At 63.2% G+C, this 19,418-nt stretch carries 15 protein-coding genes; 4 read left to right on the top strand and 11 right to left on the bottom strand.

The genetic code is table 11. The annotated features are described in order from the left end of the window. Nucleotides 1–40: 40 nt before the first annotated feature. Nucleotides 41–442, bottom strand: a complete 402-nt coding sequence (locus tag ACMUOY_RS03365) for an HIT family protein (protein ID WP_413891087.1) — start codon at nt 440–442, stop codon at nt 41–43. A 114-nt stretch (nt 443–556) separates the two neighbouring features. Here ACMUOY_RS03365 and ACMUOY_RS03360 point away from each other — a divergent pair, with 114 nt between their 5' ends. From ACMUOY_RS03360 to ACMUOY_RS03345, 4 genes are read left to right on the top strand one after another with little or no spacing between them, the layout of a single operon-like run. After that, nucleotides 557–772 carry a cysteine-rich CWC family protein gene (locus ACMUOY_RS03360; protein ID WP_413891085.1) on the top strand — a complete coding sequence of 72 codons (216 nt, stop codon included), beginning with the start codon at nt 557–559 and terminating at the stop codon, nt 770–772. After that, nucleotides 769–1,023 carry a hypothetical protein gene (locus tag ACMUOY_RS03355; protein WP_413891083.1) on the top strand — a complete coding sequence of 85 codons (255 nt, stop codon included), beginning with the start codon at nt 769–771 and terminating at the stop codon, nt 1,021–1,023. The genes ACMUOY_RS03360 and ACMUOY_RS03355 overlap by 4 nt, the downstream gene beginning before the upstream one ends. A 39-nt stretch (nt 1,024–1,062) precedes the next feature. After that, nucleotides 1,063–2,559 (top strand): MFS transporter, encoded by a 1,497-nt coding sequence (locus tag ACMUOY_RS03350; RefSeq protein ID WP_413891081.1) that lies wholly within the window; start codon nt 1,063–1,065, stop codon nt 2,557–2,559. A gap of 5 nt (nt 2,560–2,564) precedes the next feature. Further along, nucleotides 2,565–3,326 carry a class II glutamine amidotransferase gene (locus ACMUOY_RS03345; RefSeq protein WP_413891079.1) on the top strand — a complete coding sequence of 254 codons (762 nt, stop codon included), beginning with the start codon at nt 2,565–2,567 and terminating at the stop codon, nt 3,324–3,326. A gap of 148 nt (nt 3,327–3,474) precedes the next feature. Here the strand turns inward: ACMUOY_RS03345 and gshB are convergent, their stop codons facing one another. The 10 genes from gshB to ACMUOY_RS03295 all read right to left on the bottom strand — a co-directional run bounded on the left by gshB (nt 3,475) and on the right by ACMUOY_RS03295 (nt 19,329). After that, entirely contained in the window at nt 3,475–4,464 is a 990-nt protein-coding gene (gshB, locus tag ACMUOY_RS03340) for a glutathione synthase (RefSeq protein ID WP_413891077.1), read from the bottom strand. A 49-nt stretch (nt 4,465–4,513) separates the two neighbouring features. Beyond that, nucleotides 4,514–5,695, bottom strand: coding sequence for a benzoate/H(+) symporter BenE family transporter (locus ACMUOY_RS03335; RefSeq protein WP_413891075.1), 1,182 nt, complete (start codon nt 5,693–5,695; stop codon nt 4,514–4,516). 110 nt (nt 5,696–5,805) lie between these two features. Next, the gene (locus ACMUOY_RS03330) at nt 5,806–7,674 is read right to left on the bottom strand and encodes a potassium transporter Kup (RefSeq protein ID WP_413891073.1); all 1,869 of its coding nucleotides are present in this window, start codon (nt 7,672–7,674) and stop codon (nt 5,806–5,808) included. Nucleotides 7,675–7,820: 146 nt separating this feature from the next. Further along, nucleotides 7,821–9,116, bottom strand: a complete 1,296-nt coding sequence (gshA, locus tag ACMUOY_RS03325) for a glutamate--cysteine ligase (RefSeq protein ID WP_413891071.1) — start codon at nt 9,114–9,116, stop codon at nt 7,821–7,823. Between the two features lie 120 nt (nt 9,117–9,236). Continuing rightward, nucleotides 9,237–10,517, bottom strand: a complete 1,281-nt coding sequence (locus ACMUOY_RS03320; RefSeq protein ID WP_413891069.1) for a glutamate-5-semialdehyde dehydrogenase — start codon at nt 10,515–10,517, stop codon at nt 9,237–9,239. A gap of 66 nt (nt 10,518–10,583) precedes the next feature. Then, nucleotides 10,584–15,554: a hypothetical protein gene (locus ACMUOY_RS03315; protein WP_413891067.1), complete on the bottom strand. Its 4,971-nt coding sequence runs from the start codon at nt 15,552–15,554 to the stop codon at nt 10,584–10,586. 87 nt (nt 15,555–15,641) lie between these two features. Next, entirely contained in the window at nt 15,642–16,286 is a 645-nt protein-coding gene (locus tag ACMUOY_RS03310; protein ID WP_413891065.1) for a tetratricopeptide repeat protein, read from the bottom strand. 30 nt (nt 16,287–16,316) lie between these two features. Further along, nucleotides 16,317–17,609 (bottom strand): caspase family protein, encoded by a 1,293-nt coding sequence (locus tag ACMUOY_RS03305; RefSeq protein ID WP_413891063.1) that lies wholly within the window; start codon nt 17,607–17,609, stop codon nt 16,317–16,319. Between the two features lie 31 nt (nt 17,610–17,640). After that, nucleotides 17,641–18,345: a glycine zipper 2TM domain-containing protein gene (locus ACMUOY_RS03300; protein ID WP_413891061.1), complete on the bottom strand. Its 705-nt coding sequence runs from the start codon at nt 18,343–18,345 to the stop codon at nt 17,641–17,643. 24 nt (nt 18,346–18,369) lie between these two features. Continuing rightward, nucleotides 18,370–19,329, bottom strand: a complete 960-nt coding sequence (locus tag ACMUOY_RS03295) for a DUF4384 domain-containing protein (protein WP_413891059.1) — start codon at nt 19,327–19,329, stop codon at nt 18,370–18,372. Nucleotides 19,330–19,418 lie beyond the last annotated feature (89 nt).

Genomic DNA, 19,418 nt, shown 5'->3' with positions numbered 1-19,418 from the left:
TTTTGCGTAAATTTCAGGGCTGGGGGGCCCTGCCGGCCCCTCAGAGCCGGATGCGCTGCGCCAGTTCGCGCAAGCGATCGATGCCGGGCTCCTTGCGCGGCCAGGTGAGTTCCACGCCGTCGTTCGCATAGCGCGGCAGCACGTGCAGGTGGGCGTGCGGCACGGTCTGCCAGCCGGCAGGCCGGTTGGCCTGCAGCACCGTGATGCCTTCCGGCGCGAACGCGGCCTGCACGGCGCGGGCAATCTTCCAGGCGGCGCGCATCAGGGCCGCAGCCGTGTCTTCGTCCATGTCCATCAAGGTCTCAAACGGCTTTTTCGTCGCCACGATCACGTGGCCGTCATTGACCTGGCCGGCGTCCATGAAGGCGAACACCCGGTCGTCCTCGTAGACCCTGGCGCATGGCCATTCGCCGGACAGCAGCTTCTCGAACACCGTGCTCATGATTTTTTCCGTTCAAACATTGACCAGTTTTGATTTTAACCGCACATCGCCCCGGCGCCGGTGGCTACACTGGGCTTTTCCGGACCCAGGTTGACCCGACCAGCGAGGAGCCCCATGCACGTTGCACTGCCATCCGACCCCAACCACTGCCCGCTGTGCGGCCAGGCCAACGAATGCGCCATGGAAGTCGAGCGCGCCACCGGCGTCAAGCAACCGCCCTGCTGGTGCAGCCAGGTGAAATTCGAGGCGTCACTGCTGTCACGCATCCCCGAGCACGCGCGCGGCAAGAGCTGCCTGTGCCCGGCCTGCACGCAGGCTGAAGCCCCATGAACTGGCTGGATCGTTTTCCGACCGTCTGGCTGGTGGCCCTGGCGGTCTGGATGGCGGTGGCGCCGGTCACGCCCGAGCCGCACCTGGTCGAGAAGCTGAAGATGCTTTTCGCCGGCACGCTGACGCGCCCGCTGGACATCTTTGACCTGGCCCTGCACGCCGCGCCGCTGGTGTTGCTGGGGCTCAAGCTGTGGCGCCGGCGTTCCGCCCAGGCGGCTTCTTCGGCCGGCGCCGCGGACCGCCAGCCTTGAATCACGGCCCGCCGCGCCGGGACACCGCCCAAACCGCCCATGCCCCCTGCTGACCCGAGCGCCTCGCTGACGGCCCTGCGCGAACGCTATGGCGTGCGCTACCGCTGGCTGCTGCTGCTCTCGGTGATGGTGGGCACCATGGCCTCGATCATGTCGTCCACCATCGTCAACGTGGCCATCCCCGACATGAGCCAGCACTTCGCGCTGGGCCAGGAGCGGGCGCAGTGGGTCACCTCCGGCTTCATGGTGGCGATGACGGTCTCCATGCTGACCACGCCCTGGCTGCTCGCACGTTACGGATACCGCCACACCTACTCGGCCTGCATGGGCCTGCTGCTGGCGGGTGGCGTGGTCGGCGGCTTTTCCAACGACTTCAACTGGGTGCTGGCCGCGCGCGTGGCGGAGGGCCTGGCCGCCGGCATCGTGCAGCCGATTCCGGCGATCATCATCCTGCGCGCCTTCGAACCCAACGAGCAGGGGCGCGCCAGCGGCATCTTCGGCATGGGCGTGGTGCTGGCGCCGGCCATCGGGCCGAGCATCGGCGGCGTGCTGGTGGACTGGTTTGGCTGGCGTTCGATCTTTTTCATGGTGGTGCCGTTCTGCCTGGCGTCCCTGTGGCTGGCGCGCACCTTCGTGCCGGTCACGTCGCCCGGTGGCGTCGCGGCCAATCGCGAGGGGGCCGCGCTGGACTGGCGCGGCCTGCTGCTGGCCAGCGCGGGCACGCTGTGCCTGCTCAATGGCCTGGTGCAGTTGCGCGGCGGGACGCCGTGGGTCGCGGGGAGCCTGTTCGCCGGCTCGCTGGCGGCGCTGGCGGCCTTCCTGGCCCTGCAATGGCGCCTGCTGCACCACCCGGCCCACAGCGCCCGGGAGCCGCTGATGAACCTGCGGCTGTTCGCGCACCGGCAGTTCGCCATGGGCAGCATCGTGTCCTTCATCTATGGCACGGCGCTGTTCGGCTCCACCTACCTGCTGCCGGTGTACATGCAGATGGCGCTGCAGCTCTCGCCGTCGTACGTGGGCACCATCCTGCTGCCGGCCGGTCTGGTGCTGGCCGTGACGATCGCCATCGTCGGGCGCCTGGCGGACCGCCAGCCTACTTACCGGCTGGTCAGTATCGGGCTGGCGCTGCTGGCGGCGTCGTTTGCGCTGATGCTCACCGTGCATCTGGACAGCCGCATCGGGTGGCTGGTGGCCTGGGCCATCCTGGGGCGCATCGGGCTGGGTTTCATCCTGCCCTCGCTCAGTCTCGGAGCCATGCGCGGGCTCTCGCAGGCCCTGATTCCCCAGGGCTCCAGCGTCATCAGTTTCGTGCGCATGCTCGGCGGGGCGGTCGGCGTGAGCCTGTGCGGCATCGCGCTGGAATGGCGCCTGGCCGCGCATGGCGACGCGCTGGCGAATGCGGCGAGCAGTCCGGCGCGGCTCGCCGCCTTCAACGAGGTGTTCATCGGACTGGCGCTGCTGTGCGCGCTGGCCATGGTGGCCGCCTGGCAACTGCGCGAGCACCCCACCCGGCACCCCGCCAGAAAGGACGCCTGACCACCATGTGCCAGCTGCTTGGAATGAACTGCAACACGCCGACCGACGTGACCTTCAGCTTCACGGGATTTGCCCAGCGCGGCGGGCGCACCGATCACCACGGCGACGGCTGGGGCATTGCCTTTTTCGAGGGGCGCGGCGTGCGCCATTTCGTGGACCACCAGAGCGCCTGCGCGTCGCCCGTGGCCGAGCTGATCCGCCGCTACCCGATCAAGAGCCAGAACGTCATCGCGCATATCCGCAAGGCCACGCAGGGCGAGGTGGCACTGGAGAATTGCCACCCCTTCGTGCGCGAGCTCTGGGGCCGCTACTGGGTGTTCGCGCACAACGGCAATCTGGAAAATTTCCATCCGCGCTTGCACGCCGGTTTTCACCCGGTGGGGCGCACCGACAGTGAACGCGCGTTCTGCTGGCTGATGCAGGAGCTGGCCAAATCGCACGCCGACGTGCCCAGCGTGGCCGAACTCACGCTGACATTGCGCGAACTGGTGCCGCGCATTGCCCGGCATGGCACGTTCAACTTTTTGCTGTCCAACGGCCAGGCGCTGTGGGCCCATGCCTCCACCAACCTCTACTACGTGGTGCGCCAGCATCCGTTTGCCACGGCCACCTTGAGCGACGAGGATGTGAGCGTGAACTTCGCCGACCAGACGCGGACCAGCGACCGCGTGGCCGTGGTGGTCACCGCGCCGCTGACCACCAACGAGGTCTGGACACCCTTCACGCCCGGTGAGCTCAGGGTGTTTGTGGACGGTGCACCCGCCTGATTGAAATCCTCTATTGATAGCAAAAAGTGACCATTTGACGCTGGCAAAGACGCCATTTCATTCGAAAGTTCGTCAAGATGTCTGACGCAGGGCCCCGGTTGCAATACCCGGCGCCGCCCGGACTGGGGGAGTGCCGATCTGCGGCAGCTCAACGGGTCATCCCGGAAGAACCTGGCGCAGCGCACGCGAATGACCCCCGAAGCGCCGCCTCCAGTGCGTCGATGAACAGCGCCGCCACGTCGCAGCCGGTCTGGTCGAAGATTTCCTGAAAACAGGTCGGGCTGGTCACGTTGATTTCGGTCAGGCAGTCGCCGATCACGTCCAGCCCCACCAGCAGCAGGCCGCGTGCGGCCAGCACCGGGCCGAGCGTCTCGGCGATCTCGCGGTCGCGGGCGGAGATCGGCCGCGCCACGCCCTTGCCGCCAGCGGCCAGGTTGCCGCGCACCTCGCTGCCCTGCGGTATGCGCGCCAGGCAGAACGGCACCGGCTTGCCGCCGATCACCAGCACGCGCTTGTCGCCATCGACGATCTCGGGCAGGAATTTCTGCACCATCAGGCTCTGGGCGCCGTGGCGGTTCAGCGTTTCGGTGATGGAGCCCAGATTCATGCCATCCGGCCCGACCCGGAAGATGCCCATGCCGCCCATGCCGTCGAGCGGCTTGAGGATGATGTCCTGGTGCTCGGCGTGGAAGCGCTTGATGTCGGCCTCGTCGCGCGTCACCAGCGTGGGGCCGATGAACTGCGGGAACTCCATGATCGCGAGTTTCTCCGGGTGGTCGCGCAATGCGCCGGGCTTGTTGAACACCCGCGCGCCGTCGCGCTCGGCCTGCTCCAGCAGGTGCGTGGCGTAGAAATATTCGCTGTCGAAGGGCGGGTCCTTGCGCATCAGGATGGCGTCGAAGTCCTTCAAGGGCACGGCGCGCGCCCCACGTTCCTCGAACCAGCGGTCCGCGTCGCCGGTCAACCAGATATCGCGCACATGGGCCATCACCCGCGCCCCGCGCTGCCACATCACGTCCTGCGGCTCGCAGGCGGCAACCGTGTGGCCGCGCCGTTGCGCCTCGCGCATCATGGCGAAGGTGGTGTCCTTGTAGGTCTTGAAGGATTCGAGGGGATCGGCGATGAAGAGGATGTTCATAAGGCTTTGCGGGTCCCGACGTCAGGCGGGCCACCGGCTTGTCAAGGGGTCAATCGGAAGTGCGTGACCCGTACTGTTGCACAAGCAGCGCCAGGCTGCCGGCCACCACGCCCCAGAAGGCCGAGCCGATGCCGGCGACCACCACCCCGCTGAGCGTGACCAGGAAGGTGATGAGCGCCGCCTCGCGGTGCGATTCGTCCTTCACGGCCACCGCCAGACCGTTGCCGATGCTGCCCAGCAGGGCCAGCCCGGCAATCGCCGCGACCAGCTCCTTCGGGAATGCCGTCAGCAGCCCCGTGACCACCGCCCCGAACAGGCCCAGAACGGTATAGATCGCCCCGCAGGACACGGCCGCGGTGTAGCGCTTCTTCGGGTCTTCGTGGGCTTCGGGCCCCATGCAGATCGCCGCCGTGATGGCGCTGAAGTTGAGCGCAAAGGCACCAAACGGCGCCAGTACCAGCGTGGCCAGGCCCGTCATCGTGATGAGCCGGGACACCGGCATGTCGTACCCGGTGGCACGCATCACCGCCACGCCCGGCAGGTTCTGCGAGGCCATGGTCACCACGAACAGGGGCAGCGCCAGGCTGACCAGCGCGCTGACGCTGAACTGCGGCGCGGTAAAGACCGGCACGGCCAGTTCGAAACTCACCGCACTCCAGGCCATTTGCCCCTTGAAGGCGGCGAAAGTCACGCCAGCGACCAGCGTGACGGGGACCGCGTAGCGCGGCAGCAGGCGCCGGGCGATCACGTAGCTGGCCAGCATCAACAAAACCAGCGGCAAAGCGGTCTGGGCCGCCGAGAACGCCTGCAGGCCGAATCGCGCCAGCACGCCGGCCAGCAGGGCGGAGGCCAGCGCCATCGGGATGTGGTTCATGACCCGCTCGAACCATCCTGTGGCGCCGGCCAGCGTGATCAGCGCGGCGCAGACGATGAACGCGCCCACGGCTTCGGCCATGGAAAACCCACCCGCCAGGCCCGCCGTGGCCAGCACGGCCGCGCCCGGCGTGGACCAGGCGACCATCACCGGTTTCTTGAGGATCAGCGAGGGGATGGCCGAGCACAGACCCATGCCCAGACCCAGGGCCCACATCCAGGAGGTGATCTGCGCCGGCGTCGCCTGGAACGCCTGTGCAGCCTGGAACACGATGGCCACGGAGCTGGTGAAGCCGACCAGCACGGCGACAAAGCCGGCCGTGAAGGACGACAGGCTGAGGTCCTTGAAGAAGTTCATGGGCACGTATGCAGGCGGGGCCTCAGGAAGGTTCGTGGCCGGCCCACAGAAACTTCAATATCGATAGCTAACAATGACCATCTGACGCTGGGTTTTCAGCAAAAATATGATCAAATTTCAATTTTGGAACCCAATTCGACCACCGCGTTGTTCGGCAGATTCAGGAAGGCCGCCGCACCGCTGGCATTGTGGTGCATCTGGGCAAAGAGCTTCTCGCGCCACTGGGACATGCCACCGCCGATGGTGGGGATCACGATGTCACGCGAGAGGAAGTAGCTCGTCGTCATCGCGTCGAGGTTGCAACCCCGGGTCTTGATCTGCTGCAGCGCCTTGGGCAGATCGGGGTCGTTCTTGAAGCCGTAATTCACGATCACCTGCCAGCAGTCGTGCCCCAGGGATTCGATCTCGGTGCGCTTGTCCATGCCGATCCAGGGCACTTCGTGGTTGCGCACAGTGACGAACAGGTTGTTTTCATGCAGCACCTTGTTGTGCTTGAGGTTGTGCAGCAAGGCGTTGGGCACGGTGCCGGGCTCGGCGGTCAGGAACACCGCGGTGCCATCCACGCGCGCGGGCGGGCTCACGAACACCGCCTCCAGGAAACTATGCAGGTCCAGCGCGTCCTGGCGCAGCGAGTCGTTGAGCAGGCCGCGCCCCTGCTTCCAGGTCATCATCAGCAGGAATATCGCGCCCCCGATCAGCAGCGGGAACCAGCCGCCATCCAGCAGTTTCAGCAAGTTGGACGAGAAGAACGCCAGGTCGACGACAAAGAAGAAGCCCGTGGCGGCAATGCACAGCGCCAGCGGATATTTCCAGCCATAGCGGATCACATAGAAGGTCAAGACGGTGGTGATCAGCATGTCCAGCGTCACCGCGATCCCGTAGGCCGCCGCCAGGTTGCTCGACGAGCGGAACATCACCACCGCCAGCACGATCAGCACGAACAGCCCCCAGTTCACGAACGGCATGTAGATCTGGCCCGTGTCCTTGACGCTGGTGTGCTGCACCTGCAGGCGGGGCAGGTAACCGAGCTGGATCACCTGCTTGGTCACGCTGAAAGCGCCGGTGATCAGGGCCTGGGAGGCGATCACTGTGGCGGCCGTTGCCAGCACCACCAGGGGAATCAGCGCCCAGTCGGGCGCCATCATGAAGAAGGGGTTCTTCACGGCCTCCGGGTTCGCCAGCAGCAGCGCGCCCTGGCCAAAATAATTGAGGGTGAGCGAGGGCATGACGATGGAGAACCAGGCCAGCCGGATCGGCTTCTTGCCGAAGTGCCCCATGTCCGCGTACAGCGCCTCGCCCCCGGTCACGCACAGCACCACTGCGCCAAGGATGATGAAGGTGATGCCAGGGTGATGAAAAATGAACCCCAGCGCGTAATGCGGGCTGATCGCCCACAGGATCTCGGGATGTGAGGCAATGTGGCTGAGGCCCAGAACGGCAATGGCCGCGAACCAGACCAGCGTGATCGGACCGAAAAACTTGCCGATACCCGCCGTGCCATGCTTCTGCACGGCGAACAGCCCGAACAGAATCACCAGCGTCAGCGGAATGACCGCCCGCTTGAAGGTGGGCGACACCACCTCAAGGCCCTCGACCGCCGACAGGACCGAGATGGCCGGCGTGATGACCCCGTCGCCATAAAACAGGCAGGTGCCGAAAACGCCTACCGCCAGGAGCCCTCGCCGCAATTCGGGTTTGTCCTTCACCGATTGCGAGGCCAGCGCCAGCATGGCTACCAGTCCGCCCTCGCCGTGGTTGTCAGCCCGCAGCACGAGCGTGACGTACTTCAGCGAGACGATGACGGTGAGCGTCCAGAAGAAGATGGACAGGATGCCATAGACGTTGTCGGTCGTGAACGGCACATGACCTGAGCCAAACACTTCCTTGATGGAATACAGGACGCTGGTGCCAATGTCGCCATAGACGACACCGATGGCGCCCAGGGTGAGCGCCGCAAGGGAAGATTTGGATGCCGACACAAAAAGGCCCCGCCAGCCAGCGGGGCTCCAGAACTGGGAATCGGCTATTTTGCGCCTGTCAGGGCGCCGTGCAAGTGGGCTGTCGCGGCCAGATGACACCCCGCCCAAAAATATTGCAACGCAGCAACTTTTCGGGCAGGTTTCGCTCAGTCGTAGATTTCGGCGTCCGGGTCCGTCGCTTCCAGCTCATAGCTGGCCGCCACCATGGCCAGGCGGCCGATCACGCCGTACATGTAGAAGCGGTTGGGCGCGCTGGCGCCGGGTTTCATCCCCGGTTGCGGCAAGTGGGTGCTCTGTTCGAAGGCCAGCGGCACAAAGCTGGATCCGGGGGCGTTGAGGTTCTCATCGACGCCGCGCTCCGCATGAATGCGGTAAAAGCCGCCCACCACGTAACGGTCCATCATGTAGACCACCGGCTCGGCCACCGCGTCGTTCATGCGCTCGTTCGTCAGCACGCCTTCCTGGATGATGACGTCGCTGACCTCCTGCCCGTCCTTGATGACACTCATCTTGTTGCGGGTCTTGCGGTTCAAGGCCTCCAGTTCCTTGACATCGCGCACCGTCATGATGCCCATGCCGTAGGTGCCGTTGTCGGCCTTGACGACCACGAAGGGCTTTTCGTTGATGCCGTATTCCTTGTATTTGCGGCGGATCTTGGTCAGCAGCGCGTCCACGTTGCTTTGCAGGCACTCCATGCCCGTGCCTTCCGCAAAATTGACTTCCCCACACTTGCCGAACATCGGGTTGATCAGCCAGGGGTCGATGCCCAGCAGCTTGCCGAAGCGCTTGGACACCTCCTCGTAACTCTGGAAGTGCTTGCTCTTGCGCCGCACGCTCCAGCCCGCATGCAACGGCGGCAGCAGGTATTGCTCGTGCAGGTCTTCCAGGATGCCCGGCGCACCGGCCGAGAGGTCATTGTTGAGCAGGATGGTGCAGGGGTCGAAGCCCTTCAGGCCCAGGCGGCGCTTGCTGCGGATCACCGGCTCCAGCGTGATCTGTTCGCCACCCGGCAGATCGATGACCGTGGTCTCCTTGATCTCCGGGCTGATGGAGCCGATACGCACATTCAGCCCGGCCATGAGAAAAATCCGGCGCAGCTGCACCACGTTGCTCAGGTAGAACGTGTTGCGCGTGTGGTTTTCGGGGACGATCAGCAGGTTGCGGGCTTCAGGGCAGATCTTCTCGATGGCGGCCTGTGCGGCCTGCACCGCCAGCGGCAGCATTTCGGGCGTCAGGTTGTTCCAGCCGCCGGGAAACAGGTTGGTGTCCACCGGCGCGAGCTTGAAGCCGGCATTGCGGATGTCCACCGAACTGTAGAAAGGCGGTGTGTGCTCCATCCACTCCAGGCGGAACCAGCGCTCAATGGCCGGCATGGAGTCGAGTACGCGTTGTTCAAGTTCGTTGATCGGCCCGGTCAGCGCGGTGATGAGATGGGGAACCATGCGGCCCTCTTTATGGAAATAGTGGTCAGGATTTTAGGACTTGGGGCCGGTACGGCCCCGTTCAAGCCCCGATGGCAGGCGTTTCGATCAACGCGGCCGGGGCGCCAACGGCTCGGCGGGTCACCCGCGCACTTCACCGTCACCCAGCACCACGTACTTGAGTGACGTCAGGCCTTCGATGCCCACCGGGCCGCGGGCGTGGAACTTGTCGGTGCTGATGCCGATCTCGGCGCCCAGCCCGAACTCGAAGCCGTCCGCGAAGCGGGTGCTCGCATTCACCATCACGCTGGCCGAGTCCACCTCGCGCAGAAACTGCTGCGCATGCATGTGATCCCGCGTGAGGATCGCATCGGTGTGGTGGCTGCCGTAGTGGTTGATATGGGCAATGGCCTCGTCCACCCCACTCACGACCTTGACGCTGATGACGGGCGCGAGGTATTCCTCGAACCAGTCCTGCTCGGTGGCCGCCTTCAGGCTGGCGCCCGGTACGGCGGCCAGAATCGCCAGCGCCTCGGGACAGCCCCGCATTTCCACGCCCTTCGCCGCGTAAATGGCGCCGATGCGGGGCAGGAACTCCGCCGCCACACCACGGGCCACCAGCAGGCCTTCACTGGCGTTGCAAGGGCTGAACTTGTTGGTCTTCGCGTTATCGGCCACCTTGACGGCCATGGCGATGTCGCAGGGATCGTCTACATAGGTGTGGCAGTTGCCATCCAGGTGCTTGATGACCGGCACTTTGGCGTCGCGCCTGATCCGCTCGATCAGTCCCTTGCCGCCGCGCGGGATGATCACGTCCACGTACTGCGGCATGGTGATCAGATGTCCGACGGCTTCTCGATCGGTCGTCTGGACCAGTTGAACAGCGTGGGCCGGCAGGCCGGACTCGACCAGCGCCTGCTGCACCAGCCGCGCCAGGGCCTTGTTGGACTCGATGGCCTCCGACCCCCCGCGCAGCACGCAGGCGTTGCCACTCTTGATCGACAGGCTGGCCGCCTCGATGGTCACGTTGGGGCGGCTCTCGAAAATCATGCCGAACACACCGATCGGCACGCGCATCTGTCCCACACGAATGCCGCTGGGCTGCTGTTTCATGCCGATGATCTCGCCGATCACATCGGGCATCGCGGCCAGCTGCTCGCAGCCTTGGGCGCAGGTCTCCAGCACCTTCGGCGTGAGCTTGAGCCGGTCCACCATCGGCTCGGCCAGACCGGCGGCGATGGCACGCTCCAGGTCGCGGGCGTTGTCGACCTGCAGGGACTGCACGTTGGCGCGCAACAGGGCGGCCAGCTTTCGCAGAGCGGTGTTCTTCACTGCCGTGGGCGCCTTGGCCATCAGGGCAGAAGCAGTCTTGGCCTGCAAGCCGATGGTCTGCAGGGTTTCGGCGATCGAGTGGGCGGTCATGAGCTCTATTGTCGACGCTATTGCATGAGCCCGCAGATTACACACTGCTGAGAAAGTCCGCTGCGATCATCGCAGCCCTGTGGTGATCACCAGTTTCTCAAAGGGATTCGCCTCGTCGAAAACCACGACCGGTACGCGCGACTTGTCGCCAGCCACTCCGCGCCAGTTCTTGGTCGCAATGGTCTGCCCGTTTCGACCGGCCTGGAACGTCACCGAACCATCCGCTTTGGGTGTCACCAGCAGCACACGTTTTTCGCCAGGCGACAGTCGGTTTGCCGGATCGTATCGGTCGCCTTCCACAATGATGTGCACGGCCTCACGCGAAGCGTTGCGCAGTTCGGCGCTCAGGGTAGAGGCACTGGCCGATGGACTGCCCGTCTTTCCCGCCGAACCCTGCACGGACGGTGCGGCGGGCACTGCCGTTGAAACGGCGCCCTCCGTTCGGGTGTAACGAACGGTCGTCTGCATACCCTCTGGACGGAAAGTGAATGTGCGGGCATCGCCGGACACCGGGCCTTTGACAGTGTCGTAACGTTCAATGGGCTCGCTTCTTGTCGTGCCATCCTTGAAGCGGCACTGGCTCCCCTGCGGCCGAAGGTTCAAGGCGGCTCCCGCGACACTGTACTGGCCACGAATGGTGCAAACCGCCGTTCCTGCCAGCGTATCGGGGCTGACATCCATGGTGTAGGAGCCATCCGTGTTGAATATCGTCTCGCTGACATCGACGATCTTGCCGGCCTCGATGGTTTCCGTCTTCCAGCGCCCAACGACCGGGAAATTCGCCACAACACCCGTTTGTGTTGGGCTCGGCACCGGTGGCTGGGAAGCCGGCTGGGCCGATGTCACCGCAACAGGCGCCGCAGGCCTGGGCGCTGGCGGCGCCGAACCCGTAGCGGACACCGACCCTGTTTCCACGCGGATATGCCCCGCCCCGCCGGTGCCCGCATTCTGTGCCCAGGTGGACGGATCGGAATCGATCACGGTGTAGGTGCCGGGCGCCAGTGTCACCCCCGGTCGAGTGTTCCAGTAGGCATTGGGCACACCGCCCTGGCCCGGCGTGCCGTCGGCTCGCCACGGCCCGTAAGTCCGCCCTGCGGCATCACGAAGCCCGATCGTTCCAGGCGCTGCGCCTCTGGCGTTGTTCCAGTGGTAGGTTTGCAGCAGCGTCAGTACCCGTGGCTCATCGAGCGTGAAAGTGCTGGGCTTGGTGGGCCCATTGCTGACACCAGCGATATTGCCGATGGTCTGGACGGCCGGCGCTGGTGCAGTGGCAACTGGAGCGACCGGCGCTGACGTCGGCTCAGTACCGGAAATGCGGGTCCAGTTTGTTCTGCCGCTGCGCTGCGGACCGTTGAGTTCGCGGACCGTTCCTGCGGCCTGATGGCCCGCCGGGTCAAATATCACTTCATAGATGCCCTTGATGGCCCCGTCGCGGGTCACATAGTCAATCCGGAAAGAACCGGAAGGTGTCCAGACTCCGGGCCCGCTGGCGTAGCCCAATCCGGTTTCCTCAGCAAAGTACTGCCCGTTCGGCAAGCGCCGGATGGTCCAGTTCGCCGAAGGTTCGTGGCGCCAGACACCCACCGGGTTGACCGTCGGCACAACAGCCGCCGGCATGGGCGCCTGAGTGGCGGGGGCAGGCACTGGCAAGGGTTTGGTCTGTGCCAAGCCCGCCTCCAGCTTGCGAACGAAGTCTTCCAGTTCAGGATCGGGCCAAAGGCCCAGACTTTGTCTGTAGCCGGCAATGGCTTCGGCGATGCGCCCTTGCTGCTGCAGCGCCTGCGCCTGGTCGCGCAACTGTCTGGCCTGCGCCTTACGCGCCTGCTGGTCAGCCAACCCTTTTTCCAGCTGTGTCACGAACGCTTGCAGCTCGGGATCAGGCCACAAAACAAGGCTCTGCTTGTACCCGCCAATCGCCTCGGCAATGCGGCCCTGTTGCTGCTGCGCCTGCGCCTGGTCGCGCAACTGCTTCGCTTGCGCCTTACGTGCCTGCTGGTCGGCCAAGCCCTTTTCAAGCTGGGTGACGAAGGTCTGAAGTTCCGGGTCAGGCCATATTGCCAAGCTTTGTTTGTACCCAGCAATGGCCTCGGCAATACGCCCTTGCTGCTGCAACGCCTGCGCCTGGTCCCGAAGCTGCCTGGCTTGAACTTTGCGCGCCTGCTGGTCAGCCTGCGTCCCTTTGAGACGCGCCACATGCGCCTGCAGGCCCTCGTCCCTCTGGATATCCAGACTGGCTGTGTATTGCTCGATCGCCAGCGCCAGATTGCCCTGTCCCTCGGCATCCTGGCCGCGCTTGCGAAGATCATCGGCCTTCGCCACCTGCTCGCGGTCATAGGCGATCTGCCGCCGGAGCCCGTCGGCGGTCTCTGCGCGGTGTTCCCAGTCGTTGAGCATGCGCTCGAGCACCGGAATGGCCGCCCGCATGTCCTTGGCCTTCTGCAGGTCGGACGAGGTCTTCATCGTCGTCGCCAGCGCCTCGTTGTAGGCCTTCTGCAACTCGTCTAGCCGCGTCTTCAGACGCAGGAAGTCCGGATCCTTGATCGCAGGCGGCAGCGGTCGCGTCGGATCCTTGATCATCTGGTATTCCAGCACCTCCAGGTGGCCCCGCGCCTGATCGATCTGTCGCTTGCCCAGCATGGCATCGATCGGCGCAAGCCGCTTTTCCTTGGCCTGCTTCCAGACCGGATCCCAAGCCTTGTATTGCTCCCGCTGCTGCTTGGAGTTGGCCTCGTTCTGAGCGCCCCGAATGCCGACCTTGTCAATCGCCTTGTCCATGTTCTCGACCGCGCGTGGCAGGTTGCCTTTCTCGGCCTGCTTGTAGGCGTGATTGACCAGATGCGGACCGATCATGGCCTTGACCCAGTCGGCGTCATCGGGCAGGAGCAGCGGTTGGATGGCAGCAAACTGATCCGCCACGCGCCGCACCAGTTCCTCGTCGTTTTCGAGGTTGCCCTTGACGATCTCCTGCTTGATCTCAGCCAGCGCCGGCGCCACTGACTGGGCGTTCTCCTTCAGGGCCTGCTGGTGCCACTTGTCAAAGATGTCCTGCGCCTGGTCGTAGCGCATCTTGGTCACCGAGTTGAAGCATGCGTATTCGACTTTCTTGTCCCCCACCGGCAGTGGCGTCTTCCAGATCGTCAACGGGCCGTTGCACTGGCAGGGACCATGCCCGTATTCGCCCTTGAACGAGGGGTTGTAGAGTCCGCCAAGGCTGCCGCCACAACTGCGGCACATACAGTCAAGGAAGAACTTCGCATCTTCGTCGTGCAGGCCCAGCTTGCGCATGCGGGTCATCAAGTCGTCGAACGCCCTGCGATCCAGGATCATCTGCCGCATCACCTTCGCCAGCTCGTTCTGCATCGCAGCATAGGCTTCCATTTCTTTTTCCTGGGTGAATGCCTCCCAAATGGTGCTTGGCAGCGTGAGGATGCCAATGATCGCCTCCTGACCCATGTAGACACCCGTCTTGAGAATGGTGAAGGTAATGTGCTTGAACATCGATGGATCCCGACCGGCCATGATCTCCTTCATATACTTGTCGATTTCCTCCTTTTGCGCACCTTCAAACGCCGGGCCAAGCCCCGTACCCTCCCAGCCTGCGTGGATATAGACGTTCTTGAGGAAGTCCAAAAACGTATCGTCTGCCTTGACTTCGGTGAGCGCGATCTGAACGCCTTGGTAACCGATCAATATGGCACCTCCGGCGGTCATAACTGCCGAAAACTTGGTCGTCGCGTTAAAGCCCGAGAGATCTTTCGCCGCCTCCTTGAAGGCGGCCCATTTCGCTGCCGCTTCGATCTGCTGGACAGCATCTTGCAGTCTGGTCGCTGCCTTGGCGGCGCCCGCTGCCGAGAGTGCTTTCGACTCGGCGGCGATGATCTGCCGGATCTGCGGCAAGCTCCCGGGATTCTTTTTGGCAATCTCCAGCATGCTGCCGATCATGTTGTCGGCTGAGTTCTGCAGCGCTTTTGCGTGCAGGCTCCGGACCATATTGACCTCGGCGGAGCTATACGGATTGCGGCCGATATTTGCAATAGCCCGGCTGACGTCATCCATGGCGCCAGCCTTGTTGGTCAAGCCATATTGACCCCGCAGCTGGTTGTTGACGTCCGTCAGGCGCGCGTGGTACTTGGCGGCCTGGTATTCGTAATTGGAGGCCATGGCTTCCAGGCGCGCCGCCTCTCCTGGATTCGCCGACCGTATAGCTGCCGCTTCTTTGCGCGCTTTGTCAGCAGCAGCCATCTTCGCGTTGGCAAGTTCTTTCACTTCCGAACTAAACGCCCCCGCCTCTTCCACAGTGAGCTTGGCCGCCTTGTCCCCCAGCTTCGCCTGCGCGGAAGCCGCCTTGGGATCCTTGTACATCGTGCCATGGTTGTCGTTGATATGGCCTGAGATTTTCTTGAACTCAGATGGATCCACATGCTCAGGGTGGGGCATGAAGTCGGTATTGGTGTCAACATGGCCTGTCGGCACCTTTGACTTGTCTATACCCGGTTGATTGTGGAAATACTCCTTGATGGCTTTCTGGTATTTGTCCTCAGCCTTCGTGATGTCCTCCAGCTTGATTTTCGTATTCGCACCACTGCTCGGCTTGACGTTGATGTCGGTGTCCGTACCGGGGTTCAACTTCAGTTCGCTGGCGTGCGGGTCAAAACCAGAGCCATCGAAAGCCTGCTTGACGAACTTCTGGTTCAGGTCGTTGAACTGTTGCTGTACGGTTTTGTAGGCATCCAGATTGACCATGCCCTTCTGGGCCATCAAGTTGACTTCCGTGTTGTTCACGAACACCGTCATTTGCTGGGTCGGCGTTGCCGTTCCGGCGGCCACGGCGTTGACAGCCTCCTGCAACCCCTCCGTCCACGCCCAACCCGAAGAAGGCAGGAGCAAAAGGGCGAGTAGCCACCAAACCAGCCGTCGGATCAAGGTCGCAAACATCGCAATCCCCCAATAACAGTCACTGAAATCGACCCCCCATACCAACGTTTCGCGTGCGCGGATCTCCTGAGCCTTCGCCGCGCTCGTTCCATGCTGGTTCAATCGGCTAGGGCATCCTGGGGTGTTCGTCACTCCGTTGGCGCAAAGCCTGTTGACACCTGGCACCTGCCGCGGCGACCGAAGGGACCATCAGCGAACGATGAAGACCTTGTGTTTTTCGAGCACCTTGCGGAACTCAGGGCTGCGTCGCAGGTTTTCCAGGTCGGGATCACGCCTCAATGCGTCGTAGTCGGAAAACCCCTTGGCGAGCGCGGCGTCGATCTCATCGAGCGCAAGGTCAACGTTGCCCCGCAAGGAGTGAAGGCTTGCGTAGTTGTAGCGAATGGACGGGCTGTCCGGACTGAGTTCCTTCGCCTTGCGAAGGTCTTCTTCGGCCTTGTTGAACTTTCGCTGAAGCATGTAGGCGGCCGCCCGATTGGAGTAGGCCTCCGCGTAGCCGGGATCCTTCTGAATCGCCATCGAAAACTCCTTCACGGCGTTTTCGATGCTCTCTTCGCGGATATAGGCCTCCCGGGCATTCTTTGCATTGCTGATGTAGCTGAAGGCTTGCTTGACGTGAGCCTGAACGTCAAGACTGGGTTCCCCCTTGGCAGCGGCCGGCGCTGGCGTCGGAGCAGTTGCAGTGGCGGGTGCTGGCGCGGCTGATGGCGCAGGGACCACGGCAACGGTCGGTGCGGCGACCGGCGCCGGCTGGAACCGGTCACACCCGGCGGCAACCAGAATGGTCGACAGGAAGACGGCAAACGACGCAATGTTAGTGTTCGAATAGCGCATGGCAAATCCCTTTCTGTCGATTTCGTCGACCTATCGGTTACTACGGGTCAAGGGCATGTCCCAGTCCGGGACGGTGGCCATGGCCTGCGGATGCTGGTCAATGTCTGCACCTTTTTCCTGTTTGACGTGACTCGCCACCCTCGGCTTGGCGTAATTGAAGGCCTGCTGAAGGGAGCCGTTGTAGCGGTTCAAACCATCCACCAGGTAGTACGAGAAAATGCTGCTGCGCAGGCGGTCGGATTCCCATGACTGCTCACCGGAGTCACTGGCACCGATCAATACCCGCCCCCACGGCTCGACCGCTTCACCGCCCACAGACTTTGCGGCGCTACGGCTTGGAGCCTCAGGCTCAAGTACCAAGTCCTTGGCGCCCAGCACGCGGCGCCCATAGTCCCGGCTGATGCCATAGCCCTCGCTGTCGCCGGCACCGAGTGATTTCCCTCCAGGTGGAAGAAAGCCCGGAACAGCTCGATACGCCCCGTTGCTGTAACAGGTATCCAGCACCATGACGAGGCGTTTGGCCCGATTGCCATCGACGAACTGGCGCAACATCTCCTCGTTGATGGAGGTGTGCCAGATCCGTTCTCGCGGCTTCACCTCAGTGTCGTGCGTGACGATATTGACGGCACCACGCTTGTCGGGCGGGCTTCCATGACTGCTCATGTAGACCACCACCAGATCATCTTCCCCAGCCACGCGCTGAAGTCTCTCAAGTGCCGTCCCTACGTTCGAGCGAGTCGCGTTTCCATCGGTCAGGAATGTCACGTTGCCCGGCGGGAACTGCCCTCTTCTCGGATCCGTCAGGAACTGGTAGAAATTCATGGCGTCGCGCGCCGCGAACTCAAGCGGCTGGATACCATGTAGAAACTGCCCCACGCCCACGACCAGCGCGTAGCGATTGCGTATGGGCCCAGGGGGCGCGTCGCCCCGGATCGGTGGCTGCAAAACGCTGGACCGCGCAAACAAGCTGCCCAACCGCCGTTCCCACGCCTTCACGCGTATGCTTTCGGGGGTCACAGGTGACACCCACCGAGCGCCAACCACCACTTGCGCCAGTGAAAAGGCCCGGTCAACCTCAACCTCGTCAGCGTACTCCCCCTTGAGGGTCACGCGACCATACGCGTCGCTTTCCACCCGACCTGTGAGAATTCCGTTTCGGGAGAACGCCTGGTTGATGGCCGCCAAATGTTGCGCGGTGACCGGCGCCTGAGCGTCCTGGGCCCAAACCGGCAGCGACGTCAACAAAGCCACCGCCACACACATCTGACGCGCGATCTGAACCCACGACGGCGCCAGCCAAGTCAAGGAAGAGTATTCACGCATAAAAACTCCCCTTAGCCCCAGGCGATGCAAATCAGGACTTGCGAATCACAATTTCCTGGGAAGCCTTGTCTTCCCGCCCAAGAGCGGCAACCTTGAACGTGATGCGGTAGCGCCCTTCCGCCACCTCCTGCGGCATCCCCGTCCGCCCGTCGGAACGCCGCGTTCCCTGGGCAGCGGTGACAGACGACTCCTCGGAGCCCAGTTCCTTCCAAGCGCGCTCCTGTGGGTCGTAAAAATGAACCGTCCGGGTCTCCACAACCTTGACATCACGCTGGCCGTCGGGTGACATGACGTAATAGGAACCTGCAAGATTCAGTGTTCCCCCGGGAGCCACTTGGGCTGGCGTGACAGTGAAGCGCTCAATGCGCACCAGATTGCCTTGACGCGGGTCGTAGCCAATCGTGGTCGCAGTCTGCCGAGCATCCGCCACCGGAAAACTGTTGACGTCCGAGTAAAGCTGGAGACACTTGCCCCACGCGATGCTGTACGCCAGTGCGCCACCGGCAGCCCCGCCGATCAGCGCCCCCTGAACGCGATTGTTACCTCCGGAGATCAGCATGCCCAGTAGCGCGCCACCCACGGCGCCGGCGGCCGTGTATTGAGCCACACAGGTCTTCTGCGCCTCGGCCCGTTGATCAGTGGTAAGCGCCGTTCCTTCTTTCGGCAACTGTGCACAGGCAAGCAGCAGCGCCGGTACCAGTGCCAGCGCAATTCTTCGATGAGTTGAGACTCTCATGGCAACCTCTTACTTTCTGATGGGTCAGCGGTGACGCAGATTGATCTCAAGCGTCAGAATGCCACCACCCGTGATGGCGCCAACAGGTAGCACCCCGTAGTTCATGCCTTCCGGTGTGGTCTCCACAACCAGATCCTTGGCACCACCGGCCACCGCTCTGTAGCCTTGGTTAGAAGAAAGCACAGCGTAGGAACTCTCCAACTGATCCTCGACCATCAAGTCCTTGGCGCCTTTGGCCTTCAGGCTCTTGGCTCCGTTCAGTGAAGCGACCATTGCCGAGTCGGGCGAAGCTGTTTTCATACCAGGCGGCGGCAACATCGCGAGGTTCTCCATGCCGGGCCCGGCACCGACCGGCGGTTGCGGCGCAACGGGCTGCGAGTAGGCCGGCGGCGCAACGGGCTCGGAATAGGCGGGCACCGGTGGGGGCGACGCTGGACCAGGGGCAGGGGCCATCACCTGCTGTGTGCCGGCACCAGAGCCGCCGAAAGGAATGGGCTCATTGGACAACATGAGAAGGATGCGCTCGGTTCCCGCAATGGCGTCGAATCTCAGCGTGCCGCTGGCCGGAATCTGGGTCAGCCGCCGGGCATCGACATATTCGCCAAAAAGAATGTTCATCCTCCCGGATGTTCCAATGTTGGCAACCGTAAGATAGCCGGGTCGATTGGTACTGGCAATAATCCTGATACGTTCGCCGGAGCTGAAGACCCGGCTTTTGGGAACAGCCTTCATCTGTCCATCGGGACCAATCGCCAGGATCTGGTAGGAGATGCCAACATAACGCTCGGGGCGTTCCGTTCGGACCGAAGCATCAACCGTCGCTGCCGGAGCACGAGGTGCCTCGGCGGACATGCCAATGGTGCCGCCATTACCACTGTCAAAGATGGCTTTGGCGCCCTTTGGCGATGCCATCGCCGATACCGAAAAGACCAGCAAACCACCCGCGAATACCGCAGCAACCCGATGAAGCGTTGACGTTTTCATGGACTGACCTCCTGTTGCATCCTCGTAAGAGAAATTCACGCTCTGGAAATCATTCTGATACGCAGGGATTCAAAGTTCGTTGACAAGCA

This window comes from Candidatus Skiveiella danica (assembly GCF_022705245.1).
In the GTDB taxonomy this organism is placed as follows: Bacteria; Pseudomonadota; Gammaproteobacteria; order Burkholderiales; family Burkholderiaceae_C; genus Skiveiella; species Skiveiella danica.
The sequence above is the reverse complement of the archived record's forward strand: the minus strand, read 5'-3'. Positions and strand labels throughout refer to the sequence as shown.

What these genes read in the sequence shown, in the direction of transcription:
- ACMUOY_RS03310 (WP_413891065.1), bottom strand. Translation starts at nt 16,286, where the DNA reads ATGCGCTATTCGAACACTAACATTGCGTCGTTTGCCGTCTTCCTGTCG.
- gshA (WP_413891071.1), bottom strand. Translation starts at nt 9,116, where the DNA reads ATGGTTCCCCATCTCATCACCGCGCTGACCGGGCCGATCAACGAACTT.
- ACMUOY_RS03360 (WP_413891085.1), top strand. Translation starts at nt 557, where the DNA reads ATGCACGTTGCACTGCCATCCGACCCCAACCACTGCCCGCTGTGCGGC.
- ACMUOY_RS03345 (WP_413891079.1), top strand. Translation starts at nt 2,565, where the DNA reads ATGTGCCAGCTGCTTGGAATGAACTGCAACACGCCGACCGACGTGACC.
- ACMUOY_RS03300 (WP_413891061.1), bottom strand. Translation starts at nt 18,345, where the DNA reads ATGAGAGTCTCAACTCATCGAAGAATTGCGCTGGCACTGGTACCGGCG.
- ACMUOY_RS03320 (WP_413891069.1), bottom strand. Translation starts at nt 10,517, where the DNA reads ATGACCGCCCACTCGATCGCCGAAACCCTGCAGACCATCGGCTTGCAG.
- ACMUOY_RS03335 (WP_413891075.1), bottom strand. Translation starts at nt 5,695, where the DNA reads ATGAACTTCTTCAAGGACCTCAGCCTGTCGTCCTTCACGGCCGGCTTT.
- gshB (WP_413891077.1), bottom strand. Translation starts at nt 4,464, where the DNA reads ATGAACATCCTCTTCATCGCCGATCCCCTCGAATCCTTCAAGACCTAC.
- ACMUOY_RS03355 (WP_413891083.1), top strand. Translation starts at nt 769, where the DNA reads ATGAACTGGCTGGATCGTTTTCCGACCGTCTGGCTGGTGGCCCTGGCG.
- ACMUOY_RS03295 (WP_413891059.1), bottom strand. Translation starts at nt 19,329, where the DNA reads ATGAAAACGTCAACGCTTCATCGGGTTGCTGCGGTATTCGCGGGTGGT.
- ACMUOY_RS03365 (WP_413891087.1), bottom strand. Translation starts at nt 442, where the DNA reads ATGAGCACGGTGTTCGAGAAGCTGCTGTCCGGCGAATGGCCATGCGCC.
- ACMUOY_RS03305 (WP_413891063.1), bottom strand. Translation starts at nt 17,609, where the DNA reads ATGCGTGAATACTCTTCCTTGACTTGGCTGGCGCCGTCGTGGGTTCAG.
- ACMUOY_RS03350 (WP_413891081.1), top strand. Translation starts at nt 1,063, where the DNA reads ATGCCCCCTGCTGACCCGAGCGCCTCGCTGACGGCCCTGCGCGAACGC.